This is a genomic window from Krasilnikovia cinnamomea, assembly GCF_004217545.1.
Classification (GTDB): Bacteria; Actinomycetota; Actinomycetes; order Mycobacteriales; family Micromonosporaceae; genus Actinoplanes; species Actinoplanes cinnamomeus.
On record NZ_SHKY01000001.1, the window covers coordinates 5,313,864 to 5,330,718 of the forward strand.

The 16,855-nt window shown below is 72.6% G+C and carries 11 protein-coding genes and 1 tRNA gene; 9 read left to right on the forward strand and 3 right to left on the reverse strand.

Annotated elements, in window-relative coordinates:
• Positions 1–61: 61 nt before the first annotated feature.
• The 4 genes from gltB to EV385_RS24350 all read left to right on the forward strand — a co-directional run bounded on the left by gltB (position 62) and on the right by EV385_RS24350 (position 8,647).
• A complete protein-coding gene (gltB, locus tag EV385_RS24335; RefSeq protein ID WP_130511557.1) occupies positions 62–4,645 on the forward strand; it encodes a glutamate synthase large subunit in 4,584 nt (1,527 codons plus the stop codon).
• The gene (locus EV385_RS24340) at positions 4,638–6,116 is read left to right on the forward strand and encodes a glutamate synthase subunit beta (RefSeq protein ID WP_130511558.1); all 1,479 of its coding nucleotides are present in this window, start codon (positions 4,638–4,640) and stop codon (positions 6,114–6,116) included. Before gltB ends, EV385_RS24340 begins: the two co-directional genes overlap by 8 nt.
• Positions 6,117–6,326: 210 nt before the next feature.
• Positions 6,327–7,772, forward strand: a complete 1,446-nt coding sequence (gene pyk, locus EV385_RS24345; RefSeq protein ID WP_130511559.1) for a pyruvate kinase — start codon at positions 6,327–6,329, stop codon at positions 7,770–7,772.
• Positions 7,772–8,647, forward strand: coding sequence for an acyl-CoA thioesterase (locus EV385_RS24350; protein WP_130511560.1), 876 nt, complete (start codon positions 7,772–7,774; stop codon positions 8,645–8,647). The genes pyk and EV385_RS24350 overlap by 1 nt, the downstream gene beginning before the upstream one ends.
• Positions 8,648–8,752: 105 nt before the next feature.
• Here EV385_RS24350 and EV385_RS35760 read toward each other — a convergent pair whose 3' ends face one another.
• Entirely contained in the window at positions 8,753–10,432 is a 1,680-nt protein-coding gene (locus EV385_RS35760; RefSeq protein WP_278045005.1) for a hypothetical protein, read from the reverse strand.
• A 253-nt stretch (positions 10,433–10,685) separates the two neighbouring features.
• Here EV385_RS35760 and EV385_RS24360 point away from each other — a divergent pair, with 253 nt between their 5' ends.
• The 4 genes from EV385_RS24360 to EV385_RS24375 are packed head-to-tail and all read left to right on the forward strand — an operon-like array spanning position 10,686 to position 14,940.
• Entirely contained in the window at positions 10,686–11,285 is a 600-nt protein-coding gene (locus EV385_RS24360; protein WP_130511561.1) for an RNA polymerase sigma factor, read from the forward strand.
• A gap of 34 nt (positions 11,286–11,319) precedes the next feature.
• Positions 11,320–12,165 (forward strand): hypothetical protein, encoded by an 846-nt coding sequence (locus EV385_RS24365; protein ID WP_207229916.1) that lies wholly within the window; start codon positions 11,320–11,322, stop codon positions 12,163–12,165.
• A 13-nt stretch (positions 12,166–12,178) separates the two neighbouring features.
• Complete coding sequence (locus EV385_RS24370; protein ID WP_130511563.1) at positions 12,179–12,667, forward strand: hypothetical protein; 489 nt, start codon at positions 12,179–12,181, stop codon at positions 12,665–12,667.
• Between the two features lie 17 nt (positions 12,668–12,684).
• Positions 12,685–14,940 (forward strand): bifunctional polysaccharide deacetylase/glycosyltransferase family 2 protein, encoded by a 2,256-nt coding sequence (locus EV385_RS24375; protein WP_242625048.1) that lies wholly within the window; start codon positions 12,685–12,687, stop codon positions 14,938–14,940.
• A gap of 106 nt (positions 14,941–15,046) precedes the next feature.
• Here EV385_RS24375 and EV385_RS24380 read toward each other — a convergent pair whose 3' ends face one another.
• The gene (locus EV385_RS24380; protein ID WP_165449715.1) at positions 15,047–15,754 is read right to left on the reverse strand and encodes an LAGLIDADG family homing endonuclease; all 708 of its coding nucleotides are present in this window, start codon (positions 15,752–15,754) and stop codon (positions 15,047–15,049) included.
• Between the two features lie 68 nt (positions 15,755–15,822).
• Positions 15,823–15,899, reverse strand: a tRNA-Leu gene (locus tag EV385_RS24385).
• Between the two features lie 131 nt (positions 15,900–16,030).
• Between EV385_RS24385 and EV385_RS24390 the strand changes: the two genes are divergently transcribed.
• On the forward strand, positions 16,031–16,648 hold the full coding sequence (locus EV385_RS24390; RefSeq protein ID WP_130511564.1) for an ANTAR domain-containing response regulator: 618 nt from the start codon (positions 16,031–16,033) through the stop codon (positions 16,646–16,648).
• Positions 16,649–16,855 lie beyond the last annotated feature (207 nt).

Consider the following 16,855-nt stretch of genomic DNA (forward strand, 5'->3'; position numbering starts at 1 on the left):
CTTTGCAGGGCCGACGTCGTCCCGACCTTGATACGAAACACCAGTGACGACAGGAGGCCCGGTGGCTCTTCCGCACCCGCTGAACCTGCCCGCCGCGGAGCATCGCGCCCAGGGGCTGTACGACCCGGCGCACGAGCACGACGCGTGCGGTGTGGCGTTCGTGGCAGACCTGCACGGCCGGCGCAGCAACGACGTCGTCGCGAAGGGCCTGTCGGCGCTGATCCGGCTGGATCACCGCGGCGCCCGCGGCGCCGAACACAACACGGGCGACGGCGCCGGCATCATGATCCAGGTTCCGGACACTTTCCTGCGCGCGGTCGTCGACTTCGAACTTCCTGCGGCCGGCAAGTACGCCACCGGCCTGGTTTTCCTGCCCAACGACCCGGCCGAGGCCGCCCGCGCGATCGCGGTGTTCGAGAAGTACGCCCTGGTCGAGGGCGGCGACATCCTCGGCTGGCGCGACGTGCCGGTGAACCCGTCCGGGCTGGGGGAGACCGCCGACGCGGCGCGTCCCGCGATCCGCCAGGTGTTCCTGGCCGCGCACCGGCTCACCAGCTCGAAGGACGGCGCGGCGGGCGACCCGCTGGACGGCATCGACCTGGACCGGGTCGCGTTCTGCATCCGCAAGCAGGCCGAACGGGAGACCGCGCAGCGTGGCGTGGCCGCCTACTTCCCGTCACTGTCCTGTCGCACCATCACCTACAAGGGCATGCTCACCCCGGACCAGCTGCCCGAGTTCTTCCCCGACCTGTGCGACGAGCGGGTGGACAGCGCGATCGCGCTGGTGCACTCCCGCTTCTCCACCAACACGTTCCCGTCCTGGCCGCTGGCCCACCCGTACCGGTTCATCGCGCACAACGGTGAGATCAACACGATCCGCGGCAACCGCAACTGGATGGCCGCCCGCGAGGCGCTGCTGGCGTCGCCGAACGTGCCGGGCAACATCAAGCGGCTGTTCCCCATCTGCACGCCGGAGGCCTCCGACTCGGCGAACTTCGACGCCGTGCTGGAACTGCTGCACCTGGCCGGGCGGAGCCTGCCGCACGCCGTACTCATGATGATTCCCGAAGCGTGGGAGAACGACCCGGGCATGGACCCGGCCCGGCGGGCCTTCTACCGCTTCCACGCCAGCCTGATGGAGCCGTGGGACGGCCCGGCCAGCGTCGCGTTCACCGACGGCACCCTGATCGGCGCGGTGCTCGACCGCAACGGGCTGCGCCCCGGCCGCTGGTGGCACACCAGCGACGGTCTGGTCGTGCTGGGCAGCGAGGCGGGCGTGCTCGACCTCGACCCGGCCACCGTCGTCGCGAAGGGACGCCTGCAGCCGGGCCGGATGTTCCTGGTGGACACCGCGGCGGGCCGCATCGTGCACGACGACGAGATCAAGAGCGAACTCGCCGCCGCCGAACCGTACGAGGACTGGCTGCATGCCGGTCTGATCGACATCGCGGACCTGCCGCCGCGCGAGCACATCATCTACACCCACGACTCGGTGATGCGCCGCCAGCAGGTGTTCGGCTACACCGAGGAGGAGCTGAAGATCCTCGTCGCGCCGATGGCCCGTACCGGCGCCGAGCCGCTCGGGTCGATGGGCACGGACACCCCGATCTCGCCGCTGTCCACCCGGCCGCGGCTGCTGTTCGACTACTTCCACCAGCTGTTCGCCCAGGTCACCAACCCGCCGCTGGACGCGATCCGCGAGGAGCTGGTGACCAGCCTGGGCACCACGATCGGCCCGGAGGGCAATCTGCTCGACCCGGGACCGGCGAGCTGCCGTCAGGTGGTGCTGCCGTACCCGATCATCGACAACGACGAGCTGGCCAAGCTGCTCTCCATCGACGAGGACGGCGACCTGCCCGGCTTCAAGGCCGTGCGGGTTTCGGGGCTGTACCCGCTGCGCGACGGCGGGGAGGGCATCAAGGCCCGGCTCACCCAGATCTGCCGCCACGTCTCCGAGGCCATCGAGGACGGCGTACGCATCCTCGTGCTCTCCGACCGCGACTCCAACGCCGACCTGGCGCCGATCCCGTCGCTGCTGCTGACCGCCGCCGTGCACCAGCACCTGGTGCGCGAACAGACCCGTACGCAGGTCGCGCTGGTCGTCGAGAGCGGCGACTGCCGCGAGGTGCACCACGCGGCCGTGCTCATCGGGTACGGCGCCGCCGCGGTCAACCCGTATCTCGCGTTCGAGACGGTCGACGACCTCATCGCCACCGGCCCCCTCGCGGGGATGGACCCGTCCAAGGCGGTCCGCAACTACGTCAAGGCGCTCGGCAAGGGCGTTCTGAAGATCATGTCCAAGATGGGCATCTCGACGGTGACGTCGTACTGCGGTGCGCAGGTGTTCGAGGCCGTCGGTCTCGACGACGAGCTGCTGCAGCGCTACTTCGTCGGCACCTCCGGACGCATCGGCGGCGCGGGGCTCGCGGAGATCCACGCCGAGGTCGCGGCGCGGCACGCCAAGGGCTACCCGGCGAACCCGGCCGAGCGGGCGCACCGCCGCCTCGAGGTCGGCGGCGAGTACCAGTGGCGCCGCGAGGGCGAGATCCACCTGTTCAACCCCGAGACGGTGTTCCTGCTGCAGCACGCCACCCGCAGCCGCCAGTACGACGTGTTCCGCCAGTACACGTCCAAGGTGGACGAGTTGTCCGCGTCGGCGGGCCACCTGCGCGGGCTGTTCCAGCTCAACCCCGACCGGCCGCCGGTGCCGCTGGAGGAGGTGGAGCCCGCCAGCGAGATCGTGAAGCGGTTCTCCACCGGCGCGATGAGCTACGGCTCGATTTCCGCCGAGTCCCACGAGACGCTCGCGATCGCCATGAACCGCCTCGGCGCCAAGAGCAACACCGGTGAGGGCGGCGAGGACGTGGAGCGCCTCTACGACCCGGCCCGGCGTTCCGCGATCAAGCAGGTCGCCTCCGGCCGCTTCGGCGTCACCACGGAGTACCTGGTCAACGCGGACGACATCCAGATCAAGATGGCGCAGGGCGCGAAGCCCGGCGAGGGCGGCCAGTTGCCCGGCAACAAGGTGTGGCCGTGGATCGCGAAGACCCGGCACGCCACGCCGGGCGTCGGCCTGATCTCCCCGCCGCCGCACCACGACATCTACTCCATCGAGGACCTGGCGCAGCTCGTCCACGACCTGAAGATGGTCAACCCGGCCTCGCGGGTGCACGTCAAGCTGGTCTCCGAGATCGGCGTCGGTACGGTCGCCGCTGGCGTCGCGAAACTCAAGGCCGACGTCATCCTCATCTCCGGCCACGACGGCGGCACCGGCGCGTCCCCGCTGAACTCGCTCAAGCACGCGGGTTCGCCGTGGGAGCTGGGCCTGGCCGAGGCGCAGCAGACGCTGCTGCTGAACAAGCTGCGCGACCGGGTCACCGTCCAGGTCGACGGCCAGCTCAAGACCGGCCGCGACGTCGTCATCGCCGCCCTGCTGGGCGCCGAGGAGTTCGGCTTCGCGACCGCGCCGCTGATCGTGTCGGGCTGCATCATGATGCGGGTCTGCCACCTGGACACCTGCCCGGTCGGCATCGCCACGCAGAACCCGGTGCTGCGCGAGCGCTACACCGGCAAGCCCGAGTTCGTGGAGAACTTCTTCCTGTTCCTCGCGGAGGAGGTCCGCGGCTACCTGGCCGAGCTGGGCTTCCGCAGCATCGACGAGGCGATCGGCCACGCCGAGGTGATCGACACCGCCCCGGCCGTCGACCACTGGAAGGCGCGCGGACTCGACCTGAGCCCGCTGCTGTACGTACCCGAACTGCCCGACGGCGCCGCCCGCCGCGGCGTCGTCGCCCAGGACCACGGCCTGGAGAAGGCCCTGGACAACGAGCTCATCGCGCTGGCCGCCCCGGCGCTGGCCGAGGGCACCCGGGTGCACGCCGAGCTGGACTGCCGCAACGAGCAGCGCAGCGTTGGCGCGATGCTCGGCGGCGAGGTCGCCCGCCGCTACGGCGGCAACGGCCTGCCCGACGACACGATCGCGTTCACCCTGCGCGGCACCGGCGGGCAGTCGTTCGGCGCGTTCCTGCCGCGCGGCGTGACGCTGCGGCTCATCGGCGACGTCAACGACTACGTCGGCAAGGGACTGTCCGGCGGCCGGATCATCGTGCGCCCGCACGAGCAGGCCCCGTTCGTCGCCGAGGACAACATCATCGCCGGCAACACCATCCTGTACGGCGCCACCGGCGGCGAGATCTTCCTGCGCGGCCGGGCCGGCGAACGGTTCGCGGTGCGCAACTCCGGCGCCGCCGCGGTCGTCGAAGGCGTCGGCGACCACGCCTGCGAGTACATGACCGGCGGCACCGTGGTGGTGCTCGGCACCACCGGGCGCAACTTCGCCGCGGGCATGAGCGGCGGCACCGCGTTCGTGCTGGGCCTGAACCCGAACCAGGTGAACCCGGAACTGGTCGACCTGGCCCCGCTCACCGACGCCGAACAGCAGCAGGTGCACGGCCTGCTGGAGAAGCACCTCGCCGAGACCGGGTCGGCCGTGGCCGCCCGGCTGCTGGCGGACTGGCCCGCCGCGGTGGAGGAGTTCACCGCCGTGGTCCCGCGCGACTACAAGCGCGTCATGGAACTGATCAGGACCGCCGAGGCCGCCGGTCGTGACGTCGACGAGGCGGTTATGGGGGGCATCAGTGCCTGATCCGAACGGTTTCCTGCGCTACGAGCGGCAGCTGCCCAAGCGGCGGCCAGTGCCGGTACGCATCCAGGACTGGCGCGAGGTGTACCCGCCCGCGAGCGAAAGCCTCATCCGCGACCAGGCCACCCGGTGCATGGACTGCGGCATCCCGTTCTGCCACGACGGCTGCCCGCTGGGCAACCGCATCCCGGACTGGAACGACCTGGTCCGTACCGGCGCCTGGGCGGCCGCGGCGGAGAGCCTGCACGCCACGAACAACTTCCCGGAGTTCACCGGGCGGTTGTGTCCCGCGCCGTGCGAGGCCGCCTGCGTGCTCGGCATCGCCGACGACGCGGTCACCATCAAGCAGGTCGAGGTTGAGATCGCCAACCACGCCTTCGACCTCGGGTACGTGCAGCCGCAGCCGCCCGCCGCCCTGTCCGGCAAGAGCGTCGCCGTGGTCGGCTCCGGCCCCGCCGGGCTCGCCGCCGCCCAGCAGCTGGCCCGGGCCGGGCACGCGGTCACCGTGTTCGAACGCGACGACCGCATCGGCGGCCTGCTGCGCTACGGCATCCCCGACTTCAAGATCGAGAAGAAGGTCGTGGACGCCCGGCTCGCCCAGTTGGAGGCCGAGGGCGTGGTGTTCGAGACCGGCGTCAACGTCGGCGTCGACATCACCGCCGACGACCTGCGCGAACGCTTCGACGCCGTGCTGCTGGCCTGCGGCGCCCTCGCGGGCCGCGACACCCCCGAGACCCCGGGCCGCCAGCTCAACGGCGTACACCTCGCCATGGAGCACCTCGTGCCCGCCAACCGGGTCGTCGCCGGGCTGCAGGACACCACGCCGATCGACGCGCGCGGCAAGCACGTCGTCATCATCGGCGGCGGCGACACCGGCGCCGACTGCCTCGGCGTCGCCCACCGCCAGGGCGCGGCCGGCGTCGTCCAGCTCGACCAGTACCCGCTGCCGCCCGACGTGCGCGCCGCCGACCTGCACCCGTGGCCGACCTGGCCGGTCATCCTGCGCAACTACCCCGCCCACGAGGAGGGCGGCGACCGGGTCTTCGGCGTCGCCGTGCAGGAGTTCGTCGACGACGGCAACGGCAACGTCACCGCGATCCGCATCGCCGACGTGAGCGTCGAACGCCGCGACGGCAAGCGCATCGTCACCGTGGCCGAGGGCAGCGTTCGCGAACTGCGCGCCGAGCTGGTGCTGCTGGCCATCGGCTTCGAGGGCACCGAGGACTCGCCGCTGCTGGCCCAGTTCGGCATCACCCGCAACCGCCGCGGCGCGCTGGATGCCCGCGACGACTGGCAGACCGACGCCGACGGCGTGTTCGTGGCCGGCGACATGCACCGCGGTGCGTCGCTGATCGTGTGGGCCATCGCCGAGGGCCGGGCCGCCGCCGCCGCCATCCACCGCTACCTCGGCGCGTACGGTGAACTGCCCGCACCGGTCCGGCCGTCCTCGCAGCCGCTGGCCGCCGCCCGCTGACGGAAAGGGGCGCGGGACGGCCCGCGCCCCTTCACGCACCGCCCGTACCCCTAGAGGGGCCATCTGCGCACGGGCGCTGCGCGGCGCCCGATAAGCTTGGTCGGTTCGCGGTCGCTGACGCCCGCTCGACGCCGTACTCGCGCGTCGTTTGCCCTTCATCCCCTTCATGGGGATCGGCCAGCGGGCCGATCCGAAAGAGAGACTAGCCTGATGGCTGTGACACGCCGCGCAAAGATCGTCTGCACCATGGGTCCCGCCACCGCCTCCCCGGAGCGCATCCGGGGGCTCGTCGAGGCCGGCATGGACGTGGCCCGGCTGAACTTCAGCCACGGCAGCCACGAAGACCACCAGCACGTGTACAACCTCGTCCGGGAGGCAGCCCGCGAGACCGGCCGTGCGGTCGCCGTCCTCGCCGACCTGCAGGGGCCGAAGATCCGGCTCGGGAAGTTCGCCAACGGGCCGCACGAGTGGCGCACCGGCGACGCCGTCACCATCACCAGCGACGACCTGCTCGGCACCCCCGACCGGGTCTCCTGCACGTACAAGAAGCTGCCGCAGGAGGTCAAGGTCGGCGACCGCCTGCTGATCGACGACGGCAAGGTCGCGGTCGAGGTCGCCGGCGTCGACGGCAACGACATCCGCTGCCTGGTCGTCGAGGGCGGCCCGGTCAGCAACAACAAGGGCGTCTCGCTGCCCAACGTCGCGGTCAGCGTGCCCGCGATGAGCGAGAAGGACGAGGCCGACCTGCGGTTCGCGCTGAACATGGGCGTCGACCTGGTCGCCCTGTCGTTCGTCCGCTCACCCGACGACATCAAGCTCGTCCACCAGATCATGGCCGAGGAGGGGCGGCACCGGCCCGTACTCGCCAAGGTGGAGAAGCCCGAGGCGGTCACCCACCTCGAGCAGATCGTGATGGCGTTCGACGGCGTCATGGTCGCCCGCGGCGACCTCGGCGTCGAACTGCCGCTCGAGCAGGTCCCGCTGGTGCAGAAGCGCGCCGTGCAGCTGTGCCGGGAGAACGCCAAGCCGGTCATCGTGGCCACCCAGATGCTCGACTCGATGATCGAGAACTCGCGCCCCACCCGCGCCGAGGCCTCCGACGTCGCCAACGCCGTACTCGACGGCGCCGACGCGGTGATGCTCTCCGGCGAGACCAGCGTCGGCAAGTACCCGGTGCTCACCGTCAGCACCATGGCCCGGATCATCACCACCACCGAGAACGGCGCATTCGACGTGCCGCGGCTGCAGCACGACCCGCGCACCCACGGCGGCGCCCTCACCGTCGCCGCCTCCCAGATCGCCCGCAACATCGGCGCGAAGGCGCTGGTCGCGTTCTCGCAGACCGGTGACACCGTGCGCCGGCTGTCCCGGCTGCACTGCCAGCTGCCGCTGCTGGCCTTCACCCCGGTGCCCGAGGTCCGCGACCAGCTCGCCCTCTCCTGGGGCGTCGAGACGTTCCTGACCGACTTCGTGCAGCACACCGACGACATGTTCCGCCAGGTCGACCGCGCGCTGCTCGGCCTGGGCCTGGCCAAGCCCGGCGACTACGTCGTCGTCGTGGCCGGCAGCCCGCCCAACGCGCCCGGCAGCACCAACACGCTGCGGGTGCACCAGCTCGGCTCGCTCGTCGACCCGGCCACGGTCAACGGCGCGTAATGGGCGAGCCCCTGCGCGGACAGGCCGCGGTCGATCAGCTACTGGAAGTCCTCGACCTCAAGCAGATCGACGCGGCCACCTTCCAGGGTGAGAGCCCCCAGGTGGGTGCCCAGCGGGTCTTCGGCGGCCAGGTGGCCGGTCAGGCGCTCGTCGCCGCCGGCCGCACGGTCGACCCGGCCCGCCTCGTGCACTCCCTGCACGGGTATTTCGTCCGCGCGGGCGACCCCACCGTGCCCATCGACTTCCACGTCGAGAGCATTCGCGACGGCCGGTCCTTCTCGGTCCGCCGCTGCACCGCCCAGCAGCACGGCCGGGCCATCTTCCTCATGTCGGCCTCGTTCCAGCTGACCGAGGAGGGCCTGGACCACCACGGCCCGGCGCCCGAGGTGCCCGCGCCCGAGGACGTGCCGACCATGGCGGACTGGCTCGAGCGCTACCCTGACCGCGCCGCCGCCTTCGCCGCCTCCCCGCAGGCGGTCGACGTGCGCTACATCAACTCGCCCGGCTGGGTGCAACCCGGCGACCGGGACCCGGCCGTGCACCAGCGGGTGTGGATGCGCATCGACGGCCGGTTGCCCGACGACCCGCTCATCCACGCCTGCGCCCTCACGTACGCCTCCGATCTGTCGCTGCTGGACTCCGTACTGTCCATCCACGGCGAGGTGTGGGGGCCGGGCGGGGTCATCGGCGCCAGCCTCGACCACGCGCTGTGGATGCACCGGCCGTTCCGGGCCGACGAATGGTTCCTTTACGACCAGACCAGCCCGTCGGCCGGGGGCGGCCGCGGGCTCGCCGTCGGTCGCATGTTCACCCGCGACGGCCGGCACATCGCCAGCGCCGTCCAGGAGGGTCTGCTGCGCCGCATCGGCGGCTGACCGCCGGTGGCTTCCTCGCCGATCCGGGACCCCGGCCTGGCGACTGACCGTGTGTCGGGCCCCGGACCGGCGAGGTTCTGGGGAGGCAAGCTTTCGGTACGCGTCTCACTCCGCGCGGCGGCGTCCCCCGCCCGTCGTGCCGTCGCCCGTACCGGTGGCGGGCGAGACCTGCGTCCCACCAGGCCACGGCTGGTGGGCCGGCGCCGCCGGGGGCGCCTGGGCCGCGGCAGCCTGAGCGGGCGGGGATTGGCCCGCGGGAGCCTGTGTCTCGAGGGCCTGGGCCTCGAGGGCCTGGGTCTCGAGGGCCTGGGTCTCGAGGGCCTGGGCCGGTGGGGCCTGGACTGCCGGGGCCTGCACGGCCGGTGACGGGGGTGGCCAGGCCGCCTCGGGTGGGCGCTGCCAGCCCGGGTCCGGCGGCGCGGGCGCCTGCGGTGGGCGCTGCCACGCCGCGTCGGGGAACCCCGTGGCCGGGGCCGCCGCGGGCGGCTCAGCGTGCGGTGCCCCGGGCGGCCACTGCCCGGTGGGTGGCTGCCCGCCCGGCATCGCCAGCACGCCCTCCGGGGTGTCCGGTACCGGCGGGATCTCCACCTGCTGGGCCGCTGCCGCCACGCCCGTGGCCGAGCCGGTCACCCCGGCCATCGCCAGCATCGTGTCCAGGTCCGCCGTGGTCCGCAGCACCTCGTCGTGGAAACTCGTCGGCCGGCCCCCGACCGGTGTCACGCCCCCGTCGATGGCGGGCCCTACGGGCGCCGTGCCGGTCGCCCGGGTTCCGGCCGCTCCCGCGCCCGGCTGCCGTGCCGCGGCGGGTCCCGCGGTCGCCTGCCCCGGCCAGGGGGGCTCCGCGCCCGCCGACCATGAACCCGGCGCTCCCGGGCCGGTCGGCCCGGCTCCGGTCGGCCCGGCTCCGGTCAGCCCATCCCTGGTCGGCCCCGCTGCGGTCGGCCTGGCGCCGGTAGACGCCGCGCCGGTCGGCCTGGCGCTGGTTGACGCCGCGCCGGTCGGGTCCGCGCCGGTCGGCCCGGCAGCGGTCGGCCAGCCCGGGCCGGGCTCGGCGAGCTCCAAGCCGGCCAGCCCCGGACCGGAACCGCCCGGCGCCGACAACGCCGACAACCCCGCCGCCGATCCGCGCGCCACCCCCCGGTGCCTCGACGGCGGCTGCGGGATGGACTCCGGATAGGCCGACAGCCCCGCCGCGAACCCGGCCACTCCGGCCGCCCGCTCCGGTGACAACTCCAGCAACGACGCCCGCGGCCCCTCCCACAACTGCAGCGCCCCGATCAGATCCGCCACCGACCGTGCCAACGCCAACCCCGCCAGCACCGCGATCAACGTCTGGGCGGAGCGCGCGGCCGGTGCCGCCGTCCACCCGCCCAGCGCCGCCTCGGCCACGCCCAGCACCAGCAGGAATCCCCAGATCCGGTCCGTCTCCCGGAGCAGCGTCGCCACGATCACGTCCGCGACGCCGCGCACCATCAGGAAGCCGCCGACGACCGCCGCGGTCGTCGCGTACGACGAGTCCACACCTCGCCACACCACCACCCCGCCCACGGTGAACAACACCGCCAGGGCAGCGCCCAGCCACCACGTACGCGCACCCGCCAGCGCCCGCACCACCTCGCTGGCCGCGGCGAACAACAGCACCGGCCCGGCCACGTTCCCGACATCGGACGGCTCCGCCCGCAGCACGAGCCACGACAGGCCCAGCCACGCCACACCCATGACCAGCAGGACAGCCCACACGCGTTCACGTACGCCGGAGCGCGGCGCCGAGCCCGACCACACCATGGAGCCTCCCGCCAGTGCTGGTTACTGCCCATGACAACACCAGCCACCCGACGGAACCCGCCGTTTGCGGAAAAGACCGGGCGACCCGCCGACCCCGCGGGGCTGACCTGCACCCCGCCCGCCGCAACGGCCCCACCTGCCCGTCGGACCACGCCCGCGCCGCCCCGATCGCCGGTGTACCGTGCTGGCCCTGCCCCCAACGGATCGGAACCTGAACCCCCACCCCACCGGATCGGAAAGTCGACGAAACAGCGTGTCGCAAGACGATGACATCGCCCGGGCGGTCCGCGCGGCCAGCACCGGCGACGAACGGGCCTTCGCCGTGCTCTGGCGCTGTCTGCATCCGGCGCTGCTGCGCTACCTGCGCGTCATCGTGGGCGACGCGGCCGATGACGTGGCCTCCGAAACGTGGCTGCAGGCCGCCCGTGACCTGCACCGTTTCACCGGCGACGGCGCCGCGTTCCGGGGCTGGCTGTTCCGCATCGCCCGCAACCGGGCCATCGACGAGCAGCGCCGCGCCGGACGCCGCCCCGAACACCCCACCGACACGTTCGCCGACGAGGCCGCTGGCATCCCCGCCCGCGACGCCGCGGCCGAAGCGTTCGAGGGCAGCGACACCACCTGGGCGCTGAGCCGCATCGCCACCCTGCCCACCGACCAGGCCGAGGCCGTCATGCTCCGCGTCGTCGCCGGTCTCGACGTGGCCACCACGGCCCAGGTGCTCGGCAAACGCCCCGGCGCCGTACGCATCGCCACCATGCGCGGCCTGCGCCGCCTCGCCGCCGACCCGCAGGTGCGGGCCCGCAACCCGGTGGCCACGCCCGCCCGCGCCATCCGCACCGAGGGGGTGTAACGCCATGCGAGCCCGCGACGCTCTTACCCGTGCGATGCGTACGTGGCGAACCCGGAGACTCGGCCTCGACGAGGCCGATCGCCTGGTTGCCGGCGATCAGCCCGGCCCCGGACACGAGGGGCTGGGTCAACTGCTCGCCGCCGCCCGAGCCCCCGCTTCCCCGCGGGAACTCGCCGGCGAACGAGCGGCGGTGGCCGGATTCGTGGCGGCGCGTCAGCGTGCCGTGCCGATCGACGTCCCGAAGGGAACACGCCGTGTCCGGGTACCAGTGTCCGTCAGGGCGGTCGCGATGAAGGTGGCGGCCGGATTCGCAGTCCTGGCGGCCACCGGCACCGCGGCCGCGGCCACCACGGGCACCCTGCCGGACGGCGCGCAGCAGCGTGCGCATCGCCTCTTCTCCGCGCTCGGCGTCCCCGCGCCGACACCCGTCCCCCGCCGCACCACGGTCGGCCCGGGTGGCGGTGCCCCCTCCCCCCAAGGCACCGCCACCCGGCCACCGGCCAGCCCGACGCCGAGCCGGACTCCGGCGGTCACCGGTGGCACCGCGGCACCCAGCCGGGCCGATGCCCTCGGCCTCTGCACCGCCTGGGGCGCTGCCCAACACCCCCACGGCAAGGCCATGAGCGCGCAAGCCCGCGCCGCCCTGGCCGCCGCGGCGGGCGGAGAAGAAGCGATCGCGCGGTACTGCGCCCTCGTGCGTGGCCGACCGGCGAAGCCGGCCGCGCCGCGCGACCCGAAACCCGCCCAGGAGAAGGGCAAACCCACCGCCACCCCGAGCCACCCCGGCAACGGAAACGGAGACGGCACCGGCAATGGCAACGGACACGGCAACGGACCCGGGAAACCGCACACCCAACCCGGACTCGCCCCCAGGAAATGACCCGAGGCCGGCGGTGTACCACGGCCATCCCCACGGGTACGCCGCCGACACCCGCGACGCGGCCACGGTGCGCCTGCGCCGCCCCGCTGCCGCCGAGGCAACGGCCGGCCGTCGCGGCGCGGCCCCCGACCCGATTTTCGTGGACCGCACCGGGCGCCGCCGGCGCCTGTTCGCCAGCGCGGGCACCGCCTGCGGCCTGCTGCTCGCCCTCGCCATGCTCGCCATGTTCGCCGGCATCACCGTCGGCACCCCGCGGGCGCTGCCCGGCCTGCCCGGCGCGGGCGCCGACCGCACCGTCGCACGCGTCAAGGCCGGGCGAAGCCACACCGCCCCCACCGCCGCCACCCGGCCCCGCACCACGGCCCCCGCCGCTGCGGCCACGGCGTCGGCGACCCCCGACCCCAGTGGCACACCGAGCGCCACCGCGAGCGCCACGCCCGACGGCAACCCGCACCGCCGGGTGCCCAGCCACACCCCCACGGCCCGGGGCAAGAAGAAGTGACCACCACGGGAAGGCGCGTGCGGCGACCCGAGCCCCGGGCGCACTGGGCCCTGCTCGCCCTCGTACTGGTATTCGTGCTGGCCTTGCTCTGCCTCAACGGCTACGTGACGCACGCGGGAGCCGAGGGCACCGGCCAGCCCGTTCCCGACACCGCCGCCCCCGCCGCGCCCACCGCCGTCACGGGCGGCGCACCCGTGCAGCGCATCGCCGCCGACGGCACCGTCACCACCCGCGGCATGCCCGCCAAGACCATCGCGTTGACCTTCGACGACGGCCCCGACCCGGCGTGGACACCCGCCATCCTCGACGTGCTCGACCGGCACCGCGCGCGGGCCACCTTCTTCATGCTCGGCGCTCAGATCAACGAACACCGCGACCTGGTCCGCCGCGCCCACGACGAAGGCCACGAGATCGGCTCGCACACGTTCACCCACGTACCCGCGGCCCACACGGCGCCCTGGCTGCTGCGCGCCGAACTCAGCCTCACCAGCAACGCCATCGCCGCCGCCACCGGCGTCCGGCCCGTGCTCATGCGGCCGCCGTACTCCTCCGAACCCGACGCGATCACCGGCACCGACTACGACGGCCTGCGCCACATCGCCGACGCCGGTTACCTAGTCGTGCTCGCCGACCACGACACCGACGACTGGCGCCGCCCCGGCGCCACCGCCATCGCCCGCGCCGCGACCCCGGCCCGGGGTGCCGGGGCGGTCGTCATGCTCCACGACTCCGGCGGCGACCGCAGCCAGACCGTCGCCGCCCTCGACCTGCTCATCCCGCAACTGCAGCGGGAGGGATACCGGTTCGTCACCGTCTCCGAAGCACTCCGCCTCGGCTCCGCCCCGCGCGCCACCGCCGGCGAGCGGTGGCGCGGGACCGCCGTGCGACTCGCCCAGCGCGCCGGCGGCTGGCTCGCCGGGGCGATGACGGTCCTCATGGTCACCGCGGTCGCCCTCGCCGCGATCCGCCTCGCCGTGCAGGTGTGGGCCGCCCGCCGCCACCGCCGCCGCATCCGAGGGCAACAGCAGGTCCCGCGCGCCCACCTCGGCCGGGTCACGGTGGTCGTCCCCGCCTACAACGAGGCCGCCAACATCGCCGAGACCGTACGCTCGCTCGTCGGCAGCGACTATCCCGACCTCGACGTCATCGTCGTCGACGACGGCTCCACCGACGGCACCGCGGACATCGTCGAACGGCTGCGTCTGCCCCGCGTCCACGTCATCCGGCAGGCCAACGCGGGCAAGCCCGCCGCGCTCAACACCGGTGTCCGGCACGCCCACGGCGAGGTGCTCATCCTCGTCGACGGCGACACCGTCTTCGCGCCCGACGCCGTCGGCCGCCTCATCCAGCCGCTGCGCGACCCACGCGTCGGGGCCGTCAGCGGCAACACCAAGGTCGCCAACCGTGGGGGCCTGCTCGGCCGCTGGCAGCACCTCGAATACGTCATCGGCTTCAACCTCGACCGCCGCATGTTCGACATCGCCCGGTGCATGCCCACCGTCCCCGGCGCCATCGGCGCCTTCCGCCGCGCCGCCATCCGCGACATCGGCGGCGTCAGCGACGACACCCTCGCCGAGGACACCGACCTCACCATGGCCATCATCCGGGCGGGCTGGCGCGTCGTGTACGAACCCGACGCCATCGCCTGGACCGAAGCCCCCGCCACCCTGCGGCAGCTCTGGCGTCAGCGCTACCGCTGGTGCTACGGCACCATGCAGGCGATGTGGAAACACCGGCGGGCGCTCGCCCAGCGTGGCGCCGCCGGCCGTCTCGGCCGCCGCGGCCTCAGCTACCTGCTGCTCTTCCAGGTGCTGCTGCCGCTCAGCGCCCCCCTGGTCGACGTGTACGGCCTCTACGGACTGCTGTTCCTGCCGGTGGGCAAGGCCGCCGCCGTCTGGGCCGGTTTCACCGCCGTCCAGGTGGCCACCGCCGGATACGCCCTGTACCTGGACCGGGAACGCTTCGGCCCGCTGTGGAGCCTGCCGCTGCAGCAGATCCTCTACCGGCAGCTCATGTACCTCGTGGTGGTCCAGTCCGCCGTCATGGCCCTGCTCGGCGGGCGGCTGCGCTGGCAACGGATGACCCGCACCGGGGCGGCCACCGCACACGCCGAAGCCACGGCGCGCGCCGTCGCCCCGGCCCGGGCCACCCCGTACCACGCTCAGGTGACGGCCCGGCGGCTCACGTCGAACCATCTGCCGGGGCCGCCGAACTCGCGGCCTGAGCGGTATCCGGAGGACACCATGACCGGTGCGCGCTGGCCGGTGAACTGACCGGCGCGCACCCGCGCTGCTCTGGGGCCCCGGCACCGGCCGCCGTGCACCCGGGCAGCACCCTCGGGCCCGCCCGTGCGTTCGGGGCGCGGGCGGGCCCGGGGCCTCAGCTCTTTGGACCGACGTGGTGGTCGAGCACGGCCACGCCGTCGCGGCGCGCGACTGACAGCTGGATGGGACTGCACATCCGCCAGACGACACCGAGACGGTCGAGTGCCTTCTGACACTCGGACATGATATCTGCCGATTTGTTCGTAAACATGTAGCGTCGGTAACTGTATTCCTTTCCGTTGCGGACAACCCGATTTTGTGTGCAGCACCCGTCGGAATGGAAGAGTCCGCGCAGGAAACGGCCGGGATGAACGTCCACGATTTCCTCTTGCCATTTGGACAGCGCGATTCGGCGCTCGTGCTTCTTCCCCGGTCCGTGTTGGGGCAGCAGGCACGGCCAATGGACCCACCAGGACCGGACGTCATCACGGCCGTCACGCCGCTGATGCCCGACCGTACGGGCGCCGCACGCCAGCATGGCTTCGCCGACCTCCGCGATCACCGCGGGATAGCGGAGATCGCATGCAACCTTCAGCAGCGGCACGCGTCGCGTGGTGAGCAGGTGGCCGTCACCCAGGTACATGCCCAGGAGATAGGCGTAGTCGCTGGGCCGGTCCACCGGACGGCTGGGCCGAGAACAGAACGGGCAGCGGTCATCGGTGATCCGGGTGGCGCGCGCCCCATAGATCCACGAGGCGACCGTGTTCCGCGACAACCCCAGGCGGCGGTGAATCTCGGAAAAAGGTACCCCGGCACATTTCATGGAAAGGGCGGTGCGACGAAGGTGGGAAGGATGCACACTCGTAGCCAAACAGGCGGCTACGACAGTTTTGGTGCCCCCGGTGGGATTCGAACCCACACTGTATGGTGTTTGAGACCATCTTCTCTGCCAGTTGGAATACAGGGGCAAGGCTGCTCACGGCTGGCGTTGGATGGCCACGCCAGGCTTAGCCACGCACAGCCTACCCACTACGCTGAGGGCGGTGGCACCCAGATACCCGGGTGTCGTGATCCATTGAGCGTTGGGGGTTGGGAATCCGTGGCCGACACGCAGGCGGGGGCAGAGCGCAGGCGGGTGCTGATCGCCGAGGACGAGGCTCTCATCCGGCTGGACCTGGCCGAGATGCTCGTGGAGGAGGGCTACGACGTCGTCGGCGAGGCCGGTGACGGCGAGGCCGCCGTACGTCTGGCCGAGGAGCTGAAGCCGGACCTGGTCATCCTCGACATCAAGATGCCCATCATGGACGGCCTGGCGGCGGCCGAGCGGATCGCGGGCGGCCGGATCGCGCCCGTGGTCATCCTGACCGCGTTCAGCCAGCGCGACCTTGTGGAGCGGGCCCGCGCCGCCGGGGCGATGGCGTACCTGGTGAAGCCGTTCCAGAAGTCGGACCTGGTGCCGGCCATCGAGATTGCGCTCTCCCGGTACGCGGAGATCGCCGCCCTGGAGTCCGAGGTGGCGGGCCTGTCCGAGCGCCTGGAGACCCGCAAGTCGGTGGAGCGCGCCAAGGGCCAGTTGATGACCAAGTACGCGATGACCGAGCCGCAGGCCTTCAAGTGGATCCAGCGCACGGCGATGGATCACCGGATGACGATGCGGGAGGTCGCGGAGCGGATTCTGGCCGAGGACCTGGAGACGGGCGGCTCGTCGGGCTCCTGATCTTGGGCCTGGTGGCGGCCTTCGTTGTGACACCTTCTCGCACCCATCCTGCACCCCACGTAACGGTTCGGTGAATGCCCGCCCGTCCTCTTACCCCCGGTGTGGCGGTTGGGATAGCGTCCGGCCCCATGACGGGCCCGGTGTGGCGTGGAGCACGCAAGTGCCAATCGACCTGCGGTGGCTCGGTGGTTTCGCAATGGAGGAGGG